We start from the raw sequence: 16,189 nt of genomic DNA, 5'->3' as shown, positions 1-16,189 counted from the left end.
GAGCAACATCCTCGGACGTTCGCGCGTGTAGAAGACATGACGGGGGCACGCGGGCAGGCGGCGGCGGGGGTGGTGCTCCTCGCCTGGATCGTGGTGTTCGCCGCGCTGACCGAGGTGGAGAACCCCCAGGTCCTCCTGGCCACGGCCGTGAGCGGCGGGCTGGTGTGCCTGTGCGCGGTGGCGGGCGGCGTGGTGGCGGTGCGGGTCACCGACGCGGAGGCGGCTGCCCGGCTGCGGCACGTGTTCGTGGTGCTGGAAGGCACCGCGATGGCGATCTTCTACCTGTTCTACGGGTTCGCGTTCAGCGTGGAGCCGGTGGGGAGGCCGGGGGAGTTCGCGGTCGTGGTCCTGCTGGTGCTCTCGGTGCCGGCGCTCGGTGCGCTGGTGCTGGTCCTGTCGCGGAGCTACGCCGTGCACAAGCTCGTCGTCAACGCCTACGGGCCGCTGGTGCCGGATTCCGGCGAAGGGGTTCGGCTGCAGCGGATCAGGGTCCTCGGGACCGTGCTCGTCACGGTCGGGCTCGCGCTGGCGGTGTCCGCCATGACGGTGGCGCTCGTGGCGCCGCTGTACCGGCCGGTGCTGCTGGTCGTGGGTCTGCTGGTCACGCTCACGCCCGTCGTGCTCGGGATGAGCCTGGCGCGGGTGACGGACGTCCACTCCGCGCGGCGCCGCAACGTCGGCAACTACGTCATCGTCCTCGCCGCTTCGGGCTTCGCCGTCTCCGAGTTCTCCTCCGGCGCGGGCGTCGCGGGGGCGTTGTTCGGCGCGCTGGTCTTCGGCGCGGTCGTGCTGCTCGTGATCGCGATCCTCGTGGTGCGCGAGTTCACCGGCGAGTGGGACCGGCCCTGGCGAGGTCGGCGGGTCAGCCGTTGACGCCCAGCTTCGCGAGGACCGCCGACGCGACGGCGTTGATCGACTGCCTGGCCGTCGTCCACGAACCCGTCGGGCTCGTGGTGAGCACGGCGACGGCGTAGCGGCCGTCGAGCACGCCCGCGCTGTGCAGGTAGACGTCGCTCGGCAGGTAGTACATCCAGCCCTGCTTGGCGTAGACGCCGGTGACGCCGAGCAGGCCGAACGCCTGGTCGAAGCCGTCGGCGGCGGTGGCGGGGGCGGACGACAGCGCCGCGACGACCGCGTCGCGCGCCGGCGAGCCGAGGATGTAGTGGTAGAGCCGCACCATGTCGTTCGCGGTGATGACGACCTCTCCCCACTGCGAGGGGTCGTCCGGCGCGTGCGTGCCGGTGAGGCCCGCCGCGGCGGCGACGCGGCCGATGGCGTCCATGCCGTCGAACCGCGTCCACAGCACGTCCATCGCGTTGTCGTCGCTCGTGCTCAACGCGCGGTGGATCAGGTCTTGGTCCTCGCCGGACAGCTGCTGCTGCAGCGCGTCCACGGCGAGGATCAGCTTCGACAGCGACGCCGAGTAGAACGGCTTGTCGCCCTGCTCCGAGACCGCCTGGTCCGTCTGGAGGTCCAGCACCGCGAGGCCGACGTCGGACGCGCCGCCCGCCGCCGCGATGCCCGAAAGTTCGGTGGCCGACATGCCGGCTATCGCCGAGGACGAGCCGGGGTCCGGCGTGTCGGCCTCGGCGGTGTCCAGCACGTCGGGGCCGCGCGAGACATCGGCCGCCGGCTTCCCGTGCGCCAGGCACGGCGACGCTTCTGGCACGACGAAAACGGCCGCGACGAAGAAGAGGATCAGGGCCCAGCGCACACTTCAAAGGTCCGCTTCACAGGACTCTGGTGTCGAGCTCTTCCTCCTGTGCGGTTGCTGAAGAATCGTCCCTGACCACCACGTATGCGCCGGAGCCGGGACGTTCCGTCACCGCCTCGACGAGTTCGGTGCCGCGGTAGAGCAGGCCGACGCCGTCGTCGGTGCAGTACGTCGTCGGCAGCACCCCGGCGGCCACGGCGGCGTGGATCTTCGGGCGGCGCTGCTCCTCGGAGTCGTAGTGCACGCCGTTGCCGTAGGGCAGGAAGCCCAGGCCGTTCGTGACGATCCGGAGGTCCGGGCCGAACGAGTCGGTGGCGCCGCCCGCGTGCCAGCAGATCGAGCCCGCCGACACGCCGCTGAGCACCACGCCGGCCTCCCACGCCGTGCGGAAGACCGCGCCGAGCCCGTGCACCTCCCACACCGCGAGCAGGTTCGCCACGGAGCCACCGCCCACCCAGATGACGTCGTGGGACAGCACGTAGTCCTCGAGGTCGTCGGTCGGCGGCATCGTGAAGAGGTTCAGCACCGACACGTCGACGCCCGCGACGCGGCCCGCCTCCGTCATGTTCGCGTTCATGGCCCGCTGGTCGCCCCCGGCGGTGCCGACGTGGCACAGGCGCGGTGTGCGGCCGTCGACGCCCGACAGGTCGAGGGCGAAGTGGATCAACTTGTTGAACTCGAGGAAGGTCCGGCTGCCGGCGCGCAGACCTCCGGACGTCGCGAGGATGGTGGGCTGCTCAGCAGGCATGACGATGATCCTCGCAGGGGCGTCAACGCGGCACCCGCGCGGTCTGGGAGCATGCGTGGTGTGCGGACCACGCCACTGAGACCACTCGCCAGGATTCGCCGGATCGTGTTGCGCCTCTTCTTCGGGGCGTTGGTCATCGGCATGCTCGTGGGCGGCGGCACGGCGTTCCGCGTCTGGCAGGTCGCGCGCGTGGACGACTGGACGAAGGCCGACATGGCGATCGTCCTCGGTGCCGCGCAGTACAACGGCGTCCCGTCCGACGTGCTCGCGGCACGCCTGGAGCACGCGCTCGGCCTCTACGAGGAGGGCGTGGTCAGCTACATCGCCACGACCGGCGGCCGTCAGCCCGGCGACAACTTCACCGAGGGCCAGGTCGGCAAGTTGTGGCTGGTCAAGCGCGGTGTGCCGGAGGACAGGGTGCTGCAGGTCGGCGAGGGCGCGGACACGCTCGGGTCGCTGCGGGCCGTCGCGTCGGTCGCGAAGGAACGCGACCTGAAGACGGCCGTGATCGTGAGCGACCCTTGGCACTCCCTGCGCGCCCGCACGATGGCCGAGGACGCCGGTCTGCGGGCGTGGACGTCCCCGACCCGCAGCGGTCCGAACGTGCAGACGCGCCAGACGCAGTGGTTCTACATCAAGCGCGAGACCGGAGCGTTGCTCTACTACCGCCTGATGAAGGCGCACGCCGGCGTGTTCGACGAGCTCAAGCTCCCTAAAATCGGCTGATGGGATACACCGGCCACGACACGGAGCGCCTGCTCCCCGAAGTGCCCAAGAGCGCCGCGTTGCCGGGTGCCCGCACCGACACGCGCACGCCGTTCTCCCGTGACCGGGCCCGTGTGCTGCACTCCGCCGCGTTGCGCAGGCTCGCGGGCAAGACCCAGGTCGTCGGGCCCGGTGAGGGCTCCGAGGTCACCGGTGTGCCGCGCACGCGCCTCACGCACTCGCTGGAGGTCGCGCAGATCGGCCGCGGCATCGGTGAGGAACTGGGCTGCGATCCCGACATCGTCGACACGGCCGGCCTCGCGCACGACATCGGGCACCCGCCGTTCGGGCACAACGGCGAGAGGGCGCTGAACGAGCTCGCGGGCCCGTGCGGTGGCTTCGAGGGCAACGCGCAGACGTTCCGCATCCTCGCGCGCCTCGAACCGAAGACCGCGCACGGCCTGAACCTCACGCGTGCTGTGCTCGACGCGTCGACGAAGTACCCGTGGCCGCGCACGCCGGGCACGGTCAAGTTCGGCGTGTACGACGACGACCTCGAAGTGTTCGAGTGGATGCGTGCGGGTGCACCGGACCGTGAGCGGTGCATCGAGGCGCAGGTCATGGACTGGTCCGACGACGTGGCGTACTCCGTGCACGACGTCGAGGACGGCGTGCTGGCCCACCGCATCAGCCTCGGCGCGCTGGCCCGTCCCGACGAACGCGGCGCCATCGCCTCGCTCGCCGCGAAGACGTTCTCCGACGAGTCCGTCGCGACGCTCGAAGCCACCGCCGAGGAGTTGCTGAAGCTGCCGGTGATCGCGTACTGGACCGACCGCGAGTACGACGGCTCGCTCGGCGCGCAGGTGGCGTTGAAGAACCTCACCAGCGAGCTGGTCGGCCGGTTCGCCTCCGCCGCCGTCACCGCGACCCGCGCCGTGCACGGCGACGGGGCGCTGACGAGGTACAACGCCTCGCTGGAGATCCCGACGCAGGTCGCGGCGGAGGTGGCGCTGCTCAAGGCGATGGCCGTCCGGTACGTGATGAGCGATCCGGCGCGCCTGGCCATGCAGGCGAAGCAGCGCGACCTGATCACCGAACTGGCCGGCCGCCTGATGGAGCGCCCGACGCTGCTCGACCCCGCGTTCCGGCCGGTGTTCGCGGCCGCTTCCTCCCACGCCGCACGGCTTCGCGTCGTCGTCGACCAGGTCGCGCTGCTCACCGACGCGCAGGCCGTGGCCTGGCACCGCGCATCGGCGTAGCTTCGAGGGCGTGGCGGACGACTCGAGACCGCGGGCTTCGACGACCAGGGGATGACGACGGTTCGGCCGGTGTGCGCGAACCAGGGCACCCAAGCCTTCCGGGCCGGTGGGAGGAGCGGGAGAACGGCCCGTCCCGGACGATCCGATCGTGATGTCACTGCCAGACCCACGCCGACAGGGGAGTGTTCCCGTGACCGATCAGGCCGACTTCGCCCTGAACCTGCACCGCGTCGCCGTACCTGATCCGTCCACGAACGCGTGCTGGTCACCCTTCTCGGTGGCCGGCGCGCTCGCGCTCGCCCGTGAGGCCGCGCGCGGCGAGACCCGCGCCGAACTCGACGGCCTGCTGAGGGACTTCGACGCCTCCGACGCGCTCGACGTGCCCGAACTGGCCGTCGCGAACACGTTGTGGGCCGACGACGACCTGACGGTCGACCCCGGCTTCCCGCTCGCCGGTGCGGTGCGGCGCACCGCGTTCTCCGACCCCGCGACGGTCCGCAAGCTCGTCAACACCGACGTCGCCGAGACCACCCGCGGCCTCATCCCCGAACTGCTGACGGACCCGCCGCCGCCCGACGCCGCCGCGATCATCGTGAACGCCCTGTACCTCAAGGTCGGCTGGCTCAACGCGTTCTCCGCCTGGGAGACCGCCGCGAAACCCTTCCACGCGCCCGGCGGTGACGTGGACGTGCCGACGATGAAGGTCACCGAGAAGTTCCGCTACGCCCGTCACGAAGGCTGGCAGACGATCGTGCTGCCCGCCGACTCCGGCGTCGAGGCCGTGATCCTGCTGCCGGACGAGTCGCTCGACCAGCCGCTGAGCCCGTCCGTGCTCACCGCGCAGAACTTCACCCGGCTCGAGCTCTCGATGCCCAAAGTGGACGTGCGGGCGAAGTTCAACCTCAAGAACACGTTGCGGCAACTGGGAGTCGAGCGCATGTTCGCGCGCGACGCCGACTTCTCCGGCCTCTCGCCGGACGAGCGGATGTTCGTGGACGACGTCGTGCACGAGGCCGTGCTGCGCCTGGACGAGGAAGGCCTCGAAGGGGCGGCGGCCACCGCCGTCACGTTCCGCACGGTGTCGATGGAGATCCCGGTGGACCCGCTGGTCGTGGCGGTCGACCGGCCGTTCCTCGTGGCCGTCCGGCACGCGCGGTCCGGTGCGCTCTACTTCCTCGCGCAGGTCGCCCGCCCGTGAGCGATCTGACCACCTTCGCGCTGGACCTCCACGGTCTGGCAGACGATCGCTCTGCCCGCCAGGTCGGGGGGTGGAAGCACTGCCCAAAGTGGACGTTCGGGAGCTTCCTCGCGCAGGTAGTCACTCCGTAATCAATTCCGGGCAGCATTCGCCCTGTAGGGCAGGCGTTTCGCGCGGCGAGATCATGATCATGGCCTTACCGTTCCACCATGACCCAGCACGGTGCAGGTGAGCAGCTCGTGGTGCTCGCCGCAGCGGGCGCCACCCAGATCACCTGCTTCAGCGGCGTCACCATTCCCGTCCTGCTCAGAACCGAGTGCTACGCGAAGGCGCTGGCCAGCGCCCTGGGGTTCGCGCCGACACCGGAGCTGCAACGCGACGGCGTGCTGCCGCGGTGCGTGTTCTTCATCCACGAGTACGCGCTGCGCACCGTCGTCGGCGGCAACCGGCTGATGGAGGACCAGGTCCTGCACCTGCTGTTCCACGCGCCGTCGATCCGGGTCGTGCCGGCCAGCGCGGGCGGGGCGGCGGCGGTCGGGCTCGACTACGCGCTCATCCAGTACGAGCACGAGCCGCCGCTGGTCTACCTCGCGAACTGGACGCTCGCCAGCGACGCGGCGACCGTCGAACGGGCCGTGGCGATCTTCCAGCGCATGCACGCCGTCGCGCTCGACAACGAGAAGTCGCGCGATGTGCTCATGGAATATGTGGCCGTGTACGACCGCTAGGGGGTGTTGCGGCGCAGGAACAGCCGCATGCCGTTCTCACCGGGCAGCGCGCACAGCAGGAGTTTGACGTTCTGGTGCCGCACCGGAACCGCACACGAGTCGCCTGCCAGCAGCGTTCCCGCCAGCAGGCCGGCCGACTCGTGGTCCAGGTCCAGCACGAAGTCGTTGCTCATGGAGGGACCCTATGAGCAGACCGGCTCGCGCCCCAGTCACCCAAAGGTGTCACATTCCGGCGGGCCACCTCGTCCAGTGGGCATGACGAGGATCAAGGGAATCACGAAGAAGGACGCCGGCCCGCTGCTCAAGGCCGTGTACTGGTTCGCGCGGCGCGAGTTCGGCGCCGTGCCGGAACCCGTCACCGTGATGGCGCACCACCCGAAGCTGCTGATGGCGAGCGCCCGGCACGAGCTGGCGGTCAAGAAGGCGGTCCACGGGCCGTTGTTCGAGCTGTGCGTCTACCGGACGGCGGTGAAGCTCGGCTGTTCGTGGTGCGTCGACTTCGGCGCCATGCTGATGAAGCACGGCGGCCTCGACGTCGAGCGCCTCAAGCACATCGACTCCTACGCCACGTCTCCGCTGTTCACCGACCTAGAACGCAAGGCGCTCGCCTACGCCGACGCGATGACCGAGACCCCGGTCGCGGTCACCGGCGAGCAGGTCGCCGAGCTGGAGAAGCTGCTGGGGCGCAAGGAACTCGTCGCGCTGACCTACCAGATCGCGCTGGAGAACCAGCGCGCCCGGTTCAACAGCGCGTTCGACATCAAGGACCAGGGATTCACCAGTGGCGACGCCTGCCGCGTGCCGCCGGCCCAGCCGCCCGGATCGCGCACGCCGGCCGAGCCGGGCCGATAGAGTCCGTTGGCGAGCCACGCCAAGCAACTGGGGAGTAGCGGCATGCCGGTCGATCGATTCAAGTCCACCTGGGAGGACCTCGGACGGGTCGACCCGCTGTGGGCGGTGCTCACCGATCCGCAGCGGCGCAACGGCGGCTGGGAGCTCGACGAGTTCCTCGCCACCGCGACCGGGCCCATCGCGTCGGTGCGCAAGCTCGTCGACGAGGCCGGGCTGTCGTTCGGGAACCGGGTGGTCGACCTCGGGTGCGGCGCCGGACGCCTGTCCAACGCGCTCGCCGCGCACGTGCACGAGGTCGTGGGCGTCGACGTCGCGCAGTCCATGGTCGACGAGGCGAACCGGATCAACCAGTTCCCGGACCGGGTCAGCTTCGTCGCCTACGACGGCTACCGGCTGCCCTTCGCCGACGAGTCGTTCGACTCGGCGCTCAGCCTCATCTCCCTGCAGCACTCGCCGCCCGCGCTCCAAGTGCAGGCCCTGCTCGAACTGCAGCGGGTCGTCCGGCCGGGCGGGGTGCTCGTGATCCAGCTCCCGTGCCGCCCGACCAGGCGCGAGGAGCTGCCGGAGGAGGGCATGCGGGCCGGCATCGAGCTGCTCGACGTGCCCGCCCAGGTCGGTGCCGGTCAGACCGTGACCGTGCGGGCCAGGGTCACCAACGTCAGCGCGCACACCTGGCCGTCCGGTCAGCTGATCAGGCTCGGCAACCACTGGCTCAAGGGCGACGAGCCGGTCACCTGGGACGACGGGCGCGCCGACCTGCCGCACGACCTCGCGCCCGGTGCCGCCGTCGAGCTGAACCTGGAGGTCGTCGCGCCGGAGGAGACCGGGGAGCACCACCTCGAGCTGGACGTCGTGCAGGAGGCCGTGACCTGGTGGGCCGCGGTCGGCAGCACGCCGGCCAGCACCGGGGTGACCGTGGTGCCGGACGCCGTCCCCATCGCGTCCGCGTCCGGCGCGGCGCAGGAGGTCGTCATCGCGGCCCAGCAGGCGCCCCACCAGCGCAAGGACGGCGGCATCGAGATGTTCGGCGTGGACACCAACCTCGTCCGGCTGCTCTTCGCGCACTGCGGCTCGCAGGTCGTCGACATCGTCGCCGACGACATGGCCGGGGACGACTGGGAGAGCTTCACCTACGTGATCCGGCGGGGAGAGACGGTGTGACGTGGAGAAGATCACTCTGACGGGCACGCAGGAGACCATGCTCGCCACGCTGTACGGCCGGGCGCTCGACAGCGAGCGCCCCGCGTCCGTGCTGCACGACACCGAGGCCAAGCGCGCCGTCGACCGCATCGACTACGACTTCGCCAAGACCGGGATGAACACGACCACCGCGATCGGCGTCGCCATCCGCGGCAGGGTGCTCGACGACTGGGCGCGGGACTTCCTGCGGCGCACCCCGTCCTGCACGGTGCTGCACCTGGCCTGCGGCCTGGACACCCGCGCCCATCGCGTCGAACGTCCGGACACCGTGCGGTGGGTCGACGTCGACATGCCGGACGTGGTCGCGTTGCGGCACAAGCTCCTGCCCGAACCCCAGGGCGACTACCGGCTCGTCGCGTCGTCGGTCACCGAGGACGCGTGGCTCGCCGAAGTGCCCGCGGACCGTCCTGTCGTGGCGGTGTTCGAGGGCCTCTCGATGTACCTGACGCAGGCGGAGGGGCATGCGTTGATCAGCAGGATCACCAGCCGGTTCTCCAGCGGTGAGCTGCTGTTCGACGTCTACGGCTCGTGGGGGATCAAGCTGCAGAAGCTCGTCCCGGCCGTGCGCAACGCCGGCGCGACCCTGCACTGGGGCGTCGACGATCCGCGCGAGATCGAGGCACTGCACCCCGGACTGACCACTGTGGACTCCTGGCGCAGCGTGGACCTGCCGCACCTGGACGCGTTGCCCAGGTCCGGCAGGATCCAGATGAAGGTCGTCAGCGCGATCCCGAAGCTCCGCGACGTCGGGAAGCTGCTGCGAATGCGGTGGTGAACTTCGGGCCGGTAGTTCAGGTTTCCAGGACGAAGTCGAACTTGGCGGTGTAGCGGTTGCCGACGAGCGGCCCGAGCTCGACCTCGCACTCGCGGTCGAGGTAGGCGTCGCGCCGGTTCAGGTAGGCCACGTTCATCCCGTACGCCCTGAGGTTGTCCGGGAAGAACAGCTGCGTGGTGAGGATCCGGCCACCGCGTGGCTGGGCCTTGACGTGGATGTGCGGTGTGCGGCCGGGGTAGTCCTTGGGCACGATCGTCTCCAGCACGTACGCGCCGGAGGCGTTGGTGAACTGGTGGCCGCGCATCTTGAACGTGGTGTTGTCGTACACGCCCCGGTCGTCGGCCTGCCAGAAGTCCAGCAGCGCGTTGGGGATCGGCTGGCACTTCATGGTGTAGACGAAACCGGTGATGCTGAGCACGATCCCGGCGACGCCGGGCGTGCGCAGGTTCGTGCGCTGCGGGGAGTTCCGCTTGAAGTAGGGACCCTCGATGTTCGACGGGGTGTCGTCGTCATCGACGCAGGTCGGGGTCAGGGGAAGGGACGCGCTGCGCGCCGTGGTGGCGCCGGCGGCGGTCAGTGCGACCACGGCGGCCGCACCGGTCGCCAGGAACGCCCGGCGTGAGGGGATGTCGTGTTCGGGCATGTTCGGACTCCGGTGGTTGCAACCCGCGGCAGGGGGCTTGGGCTGGACCAGCGGACGGAACGTTAGCCCCGGAACGATCCCGGTTCCAGTTGTGGTCCAGACCAAAACCGGGTCAGAACGCCACGTGGGTCAGCTTGTCCGGGTTCGCGATGTCGTAGACGGCCGCGACCTTGCCGTCGTGCACGGTGAACGCCGTCACGCGCGCCGTCACCTCGCCGTACGCGGGCATGAGCACGCCCAGTTCGCCGTTGACGAACACCGGGCGGTACTCCTCCGGGTGCCCGTACTTGCGCAGCAGGCCGAGGAAGAAGCGAGCGACCTTGTCCGCTCCGGAGACCGTGTTGACCGCCGTGCGCACCTTGCCGCCGCCGTCGCCGACCATCACCGCGTCGGGGTGCAGCAGTGCGAGCACGCCGTCGATGTCCCCGCTCGCCATGGCCCGCAGGAACTTCTCCAGCACCTCCTGCTGCTCGGCCAGCGCGGCGCGGGGCGGTGGCTCGGCGTCCGCGACGGCCTTGCGGGCACGCGAGGCGTGCTTGCGGGCGGCCGCCTCCGAGACCTGCAGCACGTCGGCGATCTCGTTGAACGGCAAGGAGAACGCGTCGTGCAGCACGAACGCGACGCGCTGGTCCGGCGTGAGCCTGTCGAGGACCACCAGCGCGGCCATCCGCACCCCGTCGGACCGCACCACGCTCGCCAGCGGGTCGTCCTCGCCGGTCGTGAGCAGCGGCTCGGGCAGCCACGAGCCCACGTACGTCTCGCGGCGCACAGCGGCGGAGCGCAGCCGGTCGAGGCAGATGCGGCTGACGACGGTCGTGAGCCAGCCGCGCGCGTCCTGCACGCCCTCGGCCTTCGCGAACCGCGGCCACGCCTCCTGCACGGCGTCCTCGGCGTCGGCGAAGCTGCCGGTCAGGCGGTAGGCGACGCCGATCAGATGTGTCCGGTGGAGTCCGAAGACGTCAGCGGTGGTCACGGTTGGCAGTTTGCCAGGGCATTAGACTCGGACGCGTGGCAGGACGCATCAGGGAGAGCGACATCGCATTGGTGCGTGAGCGCAGCCGTATCGACGAGGTCGTCGGTGACCAGGTTTCGCTGAAGCGCGCCGGCGGCGGAGCGCTCAAGGGGTTGTGCCCGTTCCACGACGAGAAGTCGCCGTCGTTCAACGTGCGTCCGTCGCACGGCACGTTCCACTGCTTCGGCTGCGGCGAGGGCGGCGACGTGATCGCCTTCGTGATGAAGGTCGAGCACCTGTCGTTCGTGGAGGCCGTCGAGCGGCTCGCGGACCGGGCGGGCATCCAGCTCACCTACGAGGGCGGCGGCGCCACGATCCAGCGCGACCGCGGCACCCGCAGCAGGCTCATCGAGGCGCACAAGGCCGCTGCCGAGTACTACGCCGAGCAGCTCGCGACCCCCGAGGCGCAGGCGGCGCGCGAGTTCCTGGCCGAGCGCGGGTTCGACGAGGCCGCCGCACGCCAGTTCGGCTGCGGGTTCGCGCCCGGCGGCTGGGACAAGCTCACGAAGCACCTGCTCGGCCGCGGGTTCGAGCTGCAGGAGCTGATCAAGTCGCAGCTCACCAAGGAGGGCCGGCAGGGGCCGATCGACCGGTTCCACCGGCGGTTGCTGTGGCCCATCAAGGAGATCAGCGGAGACGTCGTCGGCTTCGGCGCGCGGCGGATCTTCGACGACGACCCGATCCAGGCGAAGTACCTCAACACCAGCGAGTCGATGATCTACAAGAAGTCGCAGGTGCTGTTCGGCCTCGACCAGGCCAAGCGCGAGATCGCCAAGCGCAAGCAGGCGGTCATCGTCGAGGGCTACACCGACGTGATGGCGATGCACCTGGCCGGCGTGCCGACGGCGGTCGCCTCCTGCGGCACGGCGTTCGGCACGGACCACATGAACGTGCTGCGCAGGCTGCTGATCGACGACGACGTCAACGGCGAGGTCATCTTCACCTTCGACGGCGACGAGGCGGGCCAGAAGGCCGCGCTGAAGGCGTTCGACGGGGAACAGCACTTCTCCGCGCAGACCTACATCGCGGTCGCGCCGGACGGCATGGACCCGTGCGAGCTGCGGCAGTCCAAGGGCGACGTGGCGGTGCGCGACCTGGTGGCGCGGCGCGTCCCGTTGATCGAGTTCGCGATCAAGGCCCAGCTCAAGACCTACGACCTCGACTCCGTGGACGGCCGCGTCGAGGCCCTGAAGAAGATGGTGCCGTTCGTCGCCCAGATCAAGGACAGGGCCAAGCGCGACGGCTACGCGACGCGGCTGGCCTGGTGGGTGGGCTGGGACGACGAGGCGATGGTCGTGCGCCGGGTCCGCCAGGTCTCCAGCGGCAAGGCGCCGGTCGCCACCGCCCAGCGCGTCGACCCGAACCAGATGGCGCTGGGCGTCGAGGTCGACGGCCCGCCCCGGCCGAACCCGCGCGACCCCCGGCTGGTGGCCGAACGCGAGGTGCTCAAGATCGCGCTCCGGCTGCCCGAGTACGCCGGTCCGCTGTACGACTCGCTGCCGGACGAGTCCTTCACCGACCCGGCGTACGTGGCGCTGCACCGCGCGATCCGCGCGGCCGGTGGCGCGTCCTGCGGCCTGGAGGGCTCGGCGTACCTGGACGCGATCTCGCAGGCGTGTTCGCACGCGTCGGTCCGGTCGGTGCTGACCGAGCTCGCGGTGGAACCGCTGGCCGTCAAGCAGAACGACGAGTTCCGCTACGTGTCGATGGTCATCGCGCGGCTGCAGGAGGTCCAGGTCGGCAAGCAGGTCGAGGACGTGAAGTCGCGGCTGCGGCGGCTGTCCCCGATCAAGGACGCCGAGGAGTACCGGGCGCTGTGGGGCGACCTGGTGGCGCTGGAGGAGTACCGCAAGGCGCTCCTGCAGCAGAGCGCTGGAGTGCTGTAGTGGGGTTGTTCCGACGGTTGTTCGGCAACGGTGCGCCGGACGGTTTCACCGGTTCGCTGGAGAAGGACGAGACCGTGATCGCGCACGCGCCCGTGCAGACGGGCGGGCACCTCGTGGTGACGTCGCTCGGGCTGTGGGTGCCGGGTGACGAGCCGCGGCGGATCGGCTGGCACCTGATCAGCAAGGTGAAGTGGGAGGGCTCGCTGCGGGTCGTGGAGGCGGCCGAGGCCTCCACCGAAGGGCCCGTCGTGCTGCTGGAAGACCTTCCCGCGCAACGGTTCGCGCTGGAAGACCCGCGGCGCGTGCTGCGGGCGATCAGCCAGCGCGTCGAGGGGTCGATCCGGCAGCGTGAGCGCGTCGAGTCGCCCGGTGTGTGGATTCTGCAGCGCAAGGTCCCCGGCCGTGACGGCGTGGTGTGGCAGGCGCGCGGGGATGCCGGCGTGGAGCTGGGAGCCGTGCGCGAGGCCGTTTCGGCGTTCGCTTCGAAGCTTGCGGGCTAGCAGTACGCGTGTACTGTTAGCGATATGTGGGATCCGGCGCAGTACTTGGCCTTCGCCGATCACCGGGCGAGGCCGTTCTACGAACTCGTGGGGCGCGTCCGCGCCTCGGAGCCCCGTCGTGTCGTCGACGTGGGCTGCGGGCCCGGCAACCTGACCTCGTCGCTGTCCGAGCGGTGGCCTTCCGCGGTCGTCGAGGCGTTCGACTCGTCTCCGGAGATGGTCGAGGCGGCGCGTGCGGCCGGGGTCGACGCCCGCGTGGACGACGTGACCACGTGGGAACCGTTGCCGGACACCGATGTCGTGGTGTCGAACGCGGTTCTCCAGTGGGTCCCGTCACATCCCTCGATCGTGTCGAAGTGGATGGCGGCGCTGCCGTCCGGCGCGTGGCTCGCGTTCCAGGTCCCCGGCAACTACGCGGACCCCTCGCACCGCCTGATCCGCGAGGTGGCGGGAGAAGGCCTGGCGCACGTCTTCCGTGCGGAGAAGCCTGTTCTGGCCCCTGTCGAGTACGCGGACCTGCTCGGCGACTGCGCCGTCGCGGACGTCTGGGAGACCACGTACGTGCAGCGGCTCTCCGGCGCGGATCCGGTACTCGAATGGGTGAGCGGCACGGCTTTGCGGCCCGTGCGCGCGGCACTGTCCTCAGCGGACTGGGACGCCTTCGTGGCGGAACTGGCGCCGCGGCTGCGTGAGGCGTACCCGCAGCGAGCCGACGGCACCACTTGGTTCCCCTTCAGGCGGATCTTCGCGGTCGCCCAGGTGTGAAGCTCGTCACTTCCGGGGCGTCATCGGAGGAGTGGCGGCCTTGCCGTTGGTCTCCTCGTGGTGGCGCCACGGAGCCTTCTCAGCTGCCTTTTCCGCGGCGTCCGTGGCCAGATCCTTCGCCTGAACTGCGGCTTCGAACGCCTTGTCCTTGGCTTGGGCGGCCGTCTTGCGCACCGTCGGGTTGGCGGTGAAGCGGTGCCAGAGGCGCACGATCTGGTCGTAACGCTCCCGTCCGGCCTTCGCGCCGAGCACGTAGCCGATCGCCGCACCTACCAAGATGCCCTTCATGTGGCGTCTCCTCTCGCATCGTGCCTGGTCATGGCCTATGTTGCCGCCAAGTGGGGGGTGCCTGCAAAACCCCTTTCGCGACTCATGTAGAGTTACCCACTGTCAGGAGGAACCAAGCCTGACGAGCTAGAACAACCGAACATTCCCCCATAGCTCAATTGGCAGAGCATGCGACTGTTAATCGCAGGGTTACTGGTTCGAGTCCAGTTGGGGGAGCTTAGCCACTAGGCCCCAGTCATCCGACTGGGGCCTAGTGCTTTGTCGGGCCTTGAGCCAGCTTGGACGGATGGCCGCCCGCTTCGCGAACCTCCGCCGCATCTCCGCGCTCGACCCCGTGACCGAGCACGAGGAGATCATGAGGATCTCCGCCGGCCTCGAGTTCCCCTGGGACTACCAGAAGTCCCTCGAGATGGCGCTGTTCCGCACCTACTGCGTCCCGACGATCTCGGGCCTGCTGGAACGCACCGGAGAGTTCGAACGGCGCCCGCAGAAGCGCTACGACGACACGGCCGTCCTGATGGCCGAACTCGTGGAGCACGGCTACGACTCCCCACGCGGCCGCGAGGCGCTCCGCGTCGTCAACCGCCAGCACGGCCGTTACGAGATCTCGAACGACGACATGCTCTACGTGCTGTCGACGTTCATCTACGACCCGATCGACTGGCTGAGCCGCTACGGCTGGCGCCCCCTGACCCGCACCGAGGAACTGGCCGGGTTCCACTTCTACCGCGCGGTCGGCGCCCGCATGGGCATCAGGGACGTCCCGGCCGGCTACGACGAGTTCCTGGCCTTCAAGACGGCCTACGAGCAGCAGCACTTCGTCTTCGCGCCATCGAACCGCCGCATCGGCCAGTACACCTTGGACCTGTTCTGCTCGTGGTACCCGTCCGTCGCGCGCCCGGCGGTCGCACGAGCCGTGGTAGCGATGCTGGACCCGGCGATGGTGCGCGCGTTCGGGTTCACAGCGCCCCCGTCGTGGGTCGGCGCCTTGGGACGGCATGCGTTGCGCCTGAGGGCTTTCGTCGTGCGCCGGATGCCGGTGCGCAAGACCCTGAAGCTCACCAGCAACCGCAACCGCACCTACCCGGGCTACCCGCGCGGCTACCGCCCGTCGGACCTGGGCGCGATCTCCAGCACGGCCCGCTGACCGTTGAACGCGAAGCCCATCGCCTTGAGGAACTCGTTGCCGGGCTTGAAGTCGTCGAGCCGCACGTGCACCCGCGTGACGTCCGGAAAGCGCTCGGCCAGAGCCCTCGCCATCTCACGCCCGATGCCCCACCGGCGCAGGTCCCGCGGCACCAGGAAGAACCCGATGCTGGCCTCACCCCGAGCGGGGTGGCCGACCACCAGGTCCACGAACCCGATCATGCCCTGCGCCTGCGCGACGAGGAGGTGCTTCTGCTCGGACGCGGCCCCGTCCGGCAACGCGTAGAAGAGGCTCTGTACGTCACCGGGCCCGGACGGATGCCCCGTGGCGGCCTGGAACCAGTCGTCGCAGTCGGCGAACAGCGCCAGCACCTCCGGCTCGTCCGCCGGGGTGAAGTCGCGGAGGGTCAAACGCACGCGTCCACCCTATGTGTCGCTCGCCACGGGGGTGCGCAAGGCCCGTTCGGCGTGATCGGTATCCTCCACCACGCGGTGTTAGCGGGTCGGGGGCGCCGCGGCTGCGAGGGGGAAGTAGCTCAGTTGGTTAGAGCAGCGGACTCATAATCCGTCAGGTCGTGGGTTCGAGCCCCACCTTCCCCACTAGAACTACCAGCGTAAATGGGCTCTTCGAAGATCCAGACTTGATCGTCTGTCCATGTTGCTGTCCATTGACACCGGGTTGACCATGAGGTCATGACCAGGGCAGACGGCTCCGAAGACCGCCGGACGCGAGGCAGCATCCGCGTTCGCGGCAACTCGCTTCAGGTCCG

The 16,189-nt window shown here is 69.8% G+C and carries 19 protein-coding genes and 2 tRNA genes; 14 read left to right on the top strand and 7 right to left on the bottom strand.

The features are described from left to right. The first annotated feature begins 36 nt into the window (after positions 1-36). The gene (locus ORI60_RS36225) at positions 37-873 is read left to right on the top strand and encodes a hypothetical protein (RefSeq protein WP_266042520.1); all 837 of its coding nucleotides are present in this window, start codon (positions 37-39) and stop codon (positions 871-873) included. On the opposite strand, the gene ORI60_RS36220 is transcribed toward ORI60_RS36225, so the two are convergent. Together ORI60_RS36220 and ORI60_RS36215 are read right to left on the bottom strand one after the other, a co-directional pair. Continuing rightward, entirely contained in the window at positions 863-1,714 is an 852-nt protein-coding gene (locus ORI60_RS36220; RefSeq protein ID WP_266042519.1) for a serine hydrolase, read from the bottom strand. The genes ORI60_RS36225 and ORI60_RS36220 overlap by 11 nt on opposite strands. 16 nt (positions 1,715-1,730) lie before the next feature. Beyond that, positions 1,731-2,462, bottom strand: coding sequence for a peptidase E (locus tag ORI60_RS36215; protein ID WP_266042518.1), 732 nt, complete (start codon positions 2,460-2,462; stop codon positions 1,731-1,733). Between the two features lie 51 nt (positions 2,463-2,513). Here ORI60_RS36215 and ORI60_RS36210 point away from each other — a divergent pair, with 51 nt between their 5' ends. The 4 genes from ORI60_RS36210 to ORI60_RS36195 all read left to right on the top strand — a co-directional run bounded on the left by ORI60_RS36210 (position 2,514) and on the right by ORI60_RS36195 (position 6,352). Then, a complete protein-coding gene (locus tag ORI60_RS36210) occupies positions 2,514-3,188 on the top strand; it encodes a YdcF family protein (RefSeq protein WP_416234547.1) in 675 nt (224 codons plus the stop codon). Then, positions 3,188-4,426 (top strand): deoxyguanosinetriphosphate triphosphohydrolase, encoded by a 1,239-nt coding sequence (locus ORI60_RS36205; protein WP_266042517.1) that lies wholly within the window; start codon positions 3,188-3,190, stop codon positions 4,424-4,426. The genes ORI60_RS36210 and ORI60_RS36205 overlap by 1 nt, the downstream gene beginning before the upstream one ends. A 190-nt stretch (positions 4,427-4,616) precedes the next feature. Then, positions 4,617-5,624, top strand: coding sequence for a serpin family protein (locus tag ORI60_RS36200; RefSeq protein WP_266042516.1), 1,008 nt, complete (start codon positions 4,617-4,619; stop codon positions 5,622-5,624). 209 nt (positions 5,625-5,833) lie between these two features. Next, positions 5,834-6,352: a Scr1 family TA system antitoxin-like transcriptional regulator gene (locus tag ORI60_RS36195; protein ID WP_266042515.1), complete on the top strand. Its 519-nt coding sequence runs from the start codon at positions 5,834-5,836 to the stop codon at positions 6,350-6,352. Here ORI60_RS36195 and ORI60_RS36190 read toward each other — a convergent pair. Continuing rightward, positions 6,349-6,525, bottom strand: a complete 177-nt coding sequence (locus ORI60_RS36190; protein WP_266042514.1) for a hypothetical protein — start codon at positions 6,523-6,525, stop codon at positions 6,349-6,351. The two genes, ORI60_RS36195 and ORI60_RS36190, sit on opposite strands and share 4 nt — an antisense overlap. 82 nt (positions 6,526-6,607) lie before the next feature. Between ORI60_RS36190 and ORI60_RS36185 the strand changes: the two genes are divergently transcribed. The 3 genes from ORI60_RS36185 to ORI60_RS36175 are packed head-to-tail and all read left to right on the top strand — an operon-like array spanning position 6,608 to position 9,179. Next, positions 6,608-7,204 (top strand): carboxymuconolactone decarboxylase family protein, encoded by a 597-nt coding sequence (locus tag ORI60_RS36185; RefSeq protein ID WP_266042513.1) that lies wholly within the window; start codon positions 6,608-6,610, stop codon positions 7,202-7,204. 42 nt (positions 7,205-7,246) lie between these two features. Continuing rightward, entirely contained in the window at positions 7,247-8,365 is a 1,119-nt protein-coding gene (locus ORI60_RS36180) for a class I SAM-dependent methyltransferase (RefSeq protein ID WP_266042512.1), read from the top strand. 1 nt (position 8,366) lies between these two features. Beyond that, positions 8,367-9,179 (top strand): class I SAM-dependent methyltransferase, encoded by an 813-nt coding sequence (locus ORI60_RS36175; protein WP_266042511.1) that lies wholly within the window; start codon positions 8,367-8,369, stop codon positions 9,177-9,179. Between the two features lie 16 nt (positions 9,180-9,195). Here the strand turns inward: ORI60_RS36175 and ORI60_RS36170 are convergent, their stop codons facing one another. Both ORI60_RS36170 and ORI60_RS36165 read right to left on the bottom strand, forming a co-directional pair. Beyond that, positions 9,196-9,822, bottom strand: a complete 627-nt coding sequence (locus ORI60_RS36170) for a dioxygenase (RefSeq protein WP_266042510.1) — start codon at positions 9,820-9,822, stop codon at positions 9,196-9,198. 112 nt (positions 9,823-9,934) lie between these two features. Then, positions 9,935-10,795 (bottom strand): sigma-70 family RNA polymerase sigma factor, encoded by an 861-nt coding sequence (locus ORI60_RS36165; RefSeq protein WP_266042509.1) that lies wholly within the window; start codon positions 10,793-10,795, stop codon positions 9,935-9,937. A gap of 35 nt (positions 10,796-10,830) precedes the next feature. On the opposite strand from ORI60_RS36165, the gene dnaG reads away from it, so the two are divergent. Genes dnaG through ORI60_RS36150 form a run of 3 tightly spaced genes read left to right on the top strand, consistent with a single transcriptional unit; the run spans position 10,831 to position 13,985 of the window. Continuing rightward, a complete protein-coding gene (gene dnaG / locus ORI60_RS36160; RefSeq protein ID WP_266042508.1) occupies positions 10,831-12,720 on the top strand; it encodes a DNA primase in 1,890 nt (629 codons plus the stop codon). Then, positions 12,720-13,220 carry a hypothetical protein gene (locus tag ORI60_RS36155; RefSeq protein WP_266042507.1) on the top strand — a complete coding sequence of 167 codons (501 nt, stop codon included), beginning with the start codon at positions 12,720-12,722 and terminating at the stop codon, positions 13,218-13,220. The genes dnaG and ORI60_RS36155 overlap by 1 nt, the downstream gene beginning before the upstream one ends. Positions 13,221-13,244: 24 nt before the next feature. After that, on the top strand, positions 13,245-13,985 hold the full coding sequence (locus ORI60_RS36150; protein WP_266042506.1) for a trans-aconitate 2-methyltransferase: 741 nt from the start codon (positions 13,245-13,247) through the stop codon (positions 13,983-13,985). A gap of 6 nt (positions 13,986-13,991) precedes the next feature. On the opposite strand, the gene ORI60_RS36145 is transcribed toward ORI60_RS36150, so the two are convergent. Then, positions 13,992-14,273: a YtxH domain-containing protein gene (locus tag ORI60_RS36145; RefSeq protein ID WP_266042505.1), complete on the bottom strand. Its 282-nt coding sequence runs from the start codon at positions 14,271-14,273 to the stop codon at positions 13,992-13,994. Between the two features lie 143 nt (positions 14,274-14,416). On the opposite strand from ORI60_RS36145, the gene ORI60_RS36140 reads away from it, so the two are divergent. Together ORI60_RS36140 and ORI60_RS36135 are read left to right on the top strand one after the other, a co-directional pair. Continuing rightward, positions 14,417-14,489: transfer RNA gene (locus ORI60_RS36140), tRNA-Asn, on the top strand. Between the two features lie 70 nt (positions 14,490-14,559). Beyond that, entirely contained in the window at positions 14,560-15,420 is an 861-nt protein-coding gene (locus ORI60_RS36135; protein ID WP_266042504.1) for an oxygenase MpaB family protein, read from the top strand. Here the strand turns inward: ORI60_RS36135 and ORI60_RS36130 are convergent. Then, positions 15,375-15,836 (bottom strand): GNAT family N-acetyltransferase, encoded by a 462-nt coding sequence (locus ORI60_RS36130; RefSeq protein WP_266042503.1) that lies wholly within the window; start codon positions 15,834-15,836, stop codon positions 15,375-15,377. The genes ORI60_RS36135 and ORI60_RS36130 overlap by 46 nt on opposite strands. A 108-nt stretch (positions 15,837-15,944) precedes the next feature. Between ORI60_RS36130 and ORI60_RS36125 the strand changes: the two genes are divergently transcribed. Then, positions 15,945-16,019: transfer RNA gene (locus tag ORI60_RS36125), tRNA-Ile, on the top strand. The last annotated feature ends 170 nt before the right edge of the window (positions 16,020-16,189 follow it).

The organism is Lentzea sp. NEAU-D7, assembly GCF_026242055.1.
Classification (GTDB): Bacteria; Actinomycetota; Actinomycetes; order Mycobacteriales; family Pseudonocardiaceae; genus Lentzea.
The sequence above is the reverse complement of the archived record's forward strand: the minus strand, read 5'-3'. Positions and strand labels throughout refer to the sequence as shown.

Excerpts from the sequence above, each read along its gene's own strand:
- ORI60_RS36190 (WP_266042514.1), bottom strand. The coding sequence starts at position 6,525 with ATGAGCAACGACTTCGTGCTGGACCTGGACCACGAGTCGGCCGGCCTG.
- ORI60_RS36170 (WP_266042510.1), bottom strand. The coding sequence starts at position 9,822 with ATGCCCGAACACGACATCCCCTCACGCCGGGCGTTCCTGGCGACCGGT.
- ORI60_RS36210 (WP_416234547.1), top strand. The coding sequence starts at position 2,514 with ATGCGTGGTGTGCGGACCACGCCACTGAGACCACTCGCCAGGATTCGC.
- ORI60_RS36215 (WP_266042518.1), bottom strand. The coding sequence starts at position 2,462 with ATGCCTGCTGAGCAGCCCACCATCCTCGCGACGTCCGGAGGTCTGCGC.
- ORI60_RS36205 (WP_266042517.1), top strand. The coding sequence starts at position 3,188 with ATGGGATACACCGGCCACGACACGGAGCGCCTGCTCCCCGAAGTGCCC.
- ORI60_RS36180 (WP_266042512.1), top strand. The coding sequence starts at position 7,247 with ATGCCGGTCGATCGATTCAAGTCCACCTGGGAGGACCTCGGACGGGTC.
- ORI60_RS36185 (WP_266042513.1), top strand. The coding sequence starts at position 6,608 with ATGACGAGGATCAAGGGAATCACGAAGAAGGACGCCGGCCCGCTGCTC.
- ORI60_RS36225 (WP_266042520.1), top strand. The coding sequence starts at position 37 with ATGACGGGGGCACGCGGGCAGGCGGCGGCGGGGGTGGTGCTCCTCGCC.
- ORI60_RS36195 (WP_266042515.1), top strand. The coding sequence starts at position 5,834 with ATGACCCAGCACGGTGCAGGTGAGCAGCTCGTGGTGCTCGCCGCAGCG.
- ORI60_RS36145 (WP_266042505.1), bottom strand. The coding sequence starts at position 14,273 with ATGAAGGGCATCTTGGTAGGTGCGGCGATCGGCTACGTGCTCGGCGCG.
- ORI60_RS36150 (WP_266042506.1), top strand. The coding sequence starts at position 13,245 with ATGTGGGATCCGGCGCAGTACTTGGCCTTCGCCGATCACCGGGCGAGG.
- ORI60_RS36135 (WP_266042504.1), top strand. The coding sequence starts at position 14,560 with ATGGCCGCCCGCTTCGCGAACCTCCGCCGCATCTCCGCGCTCGACCCC.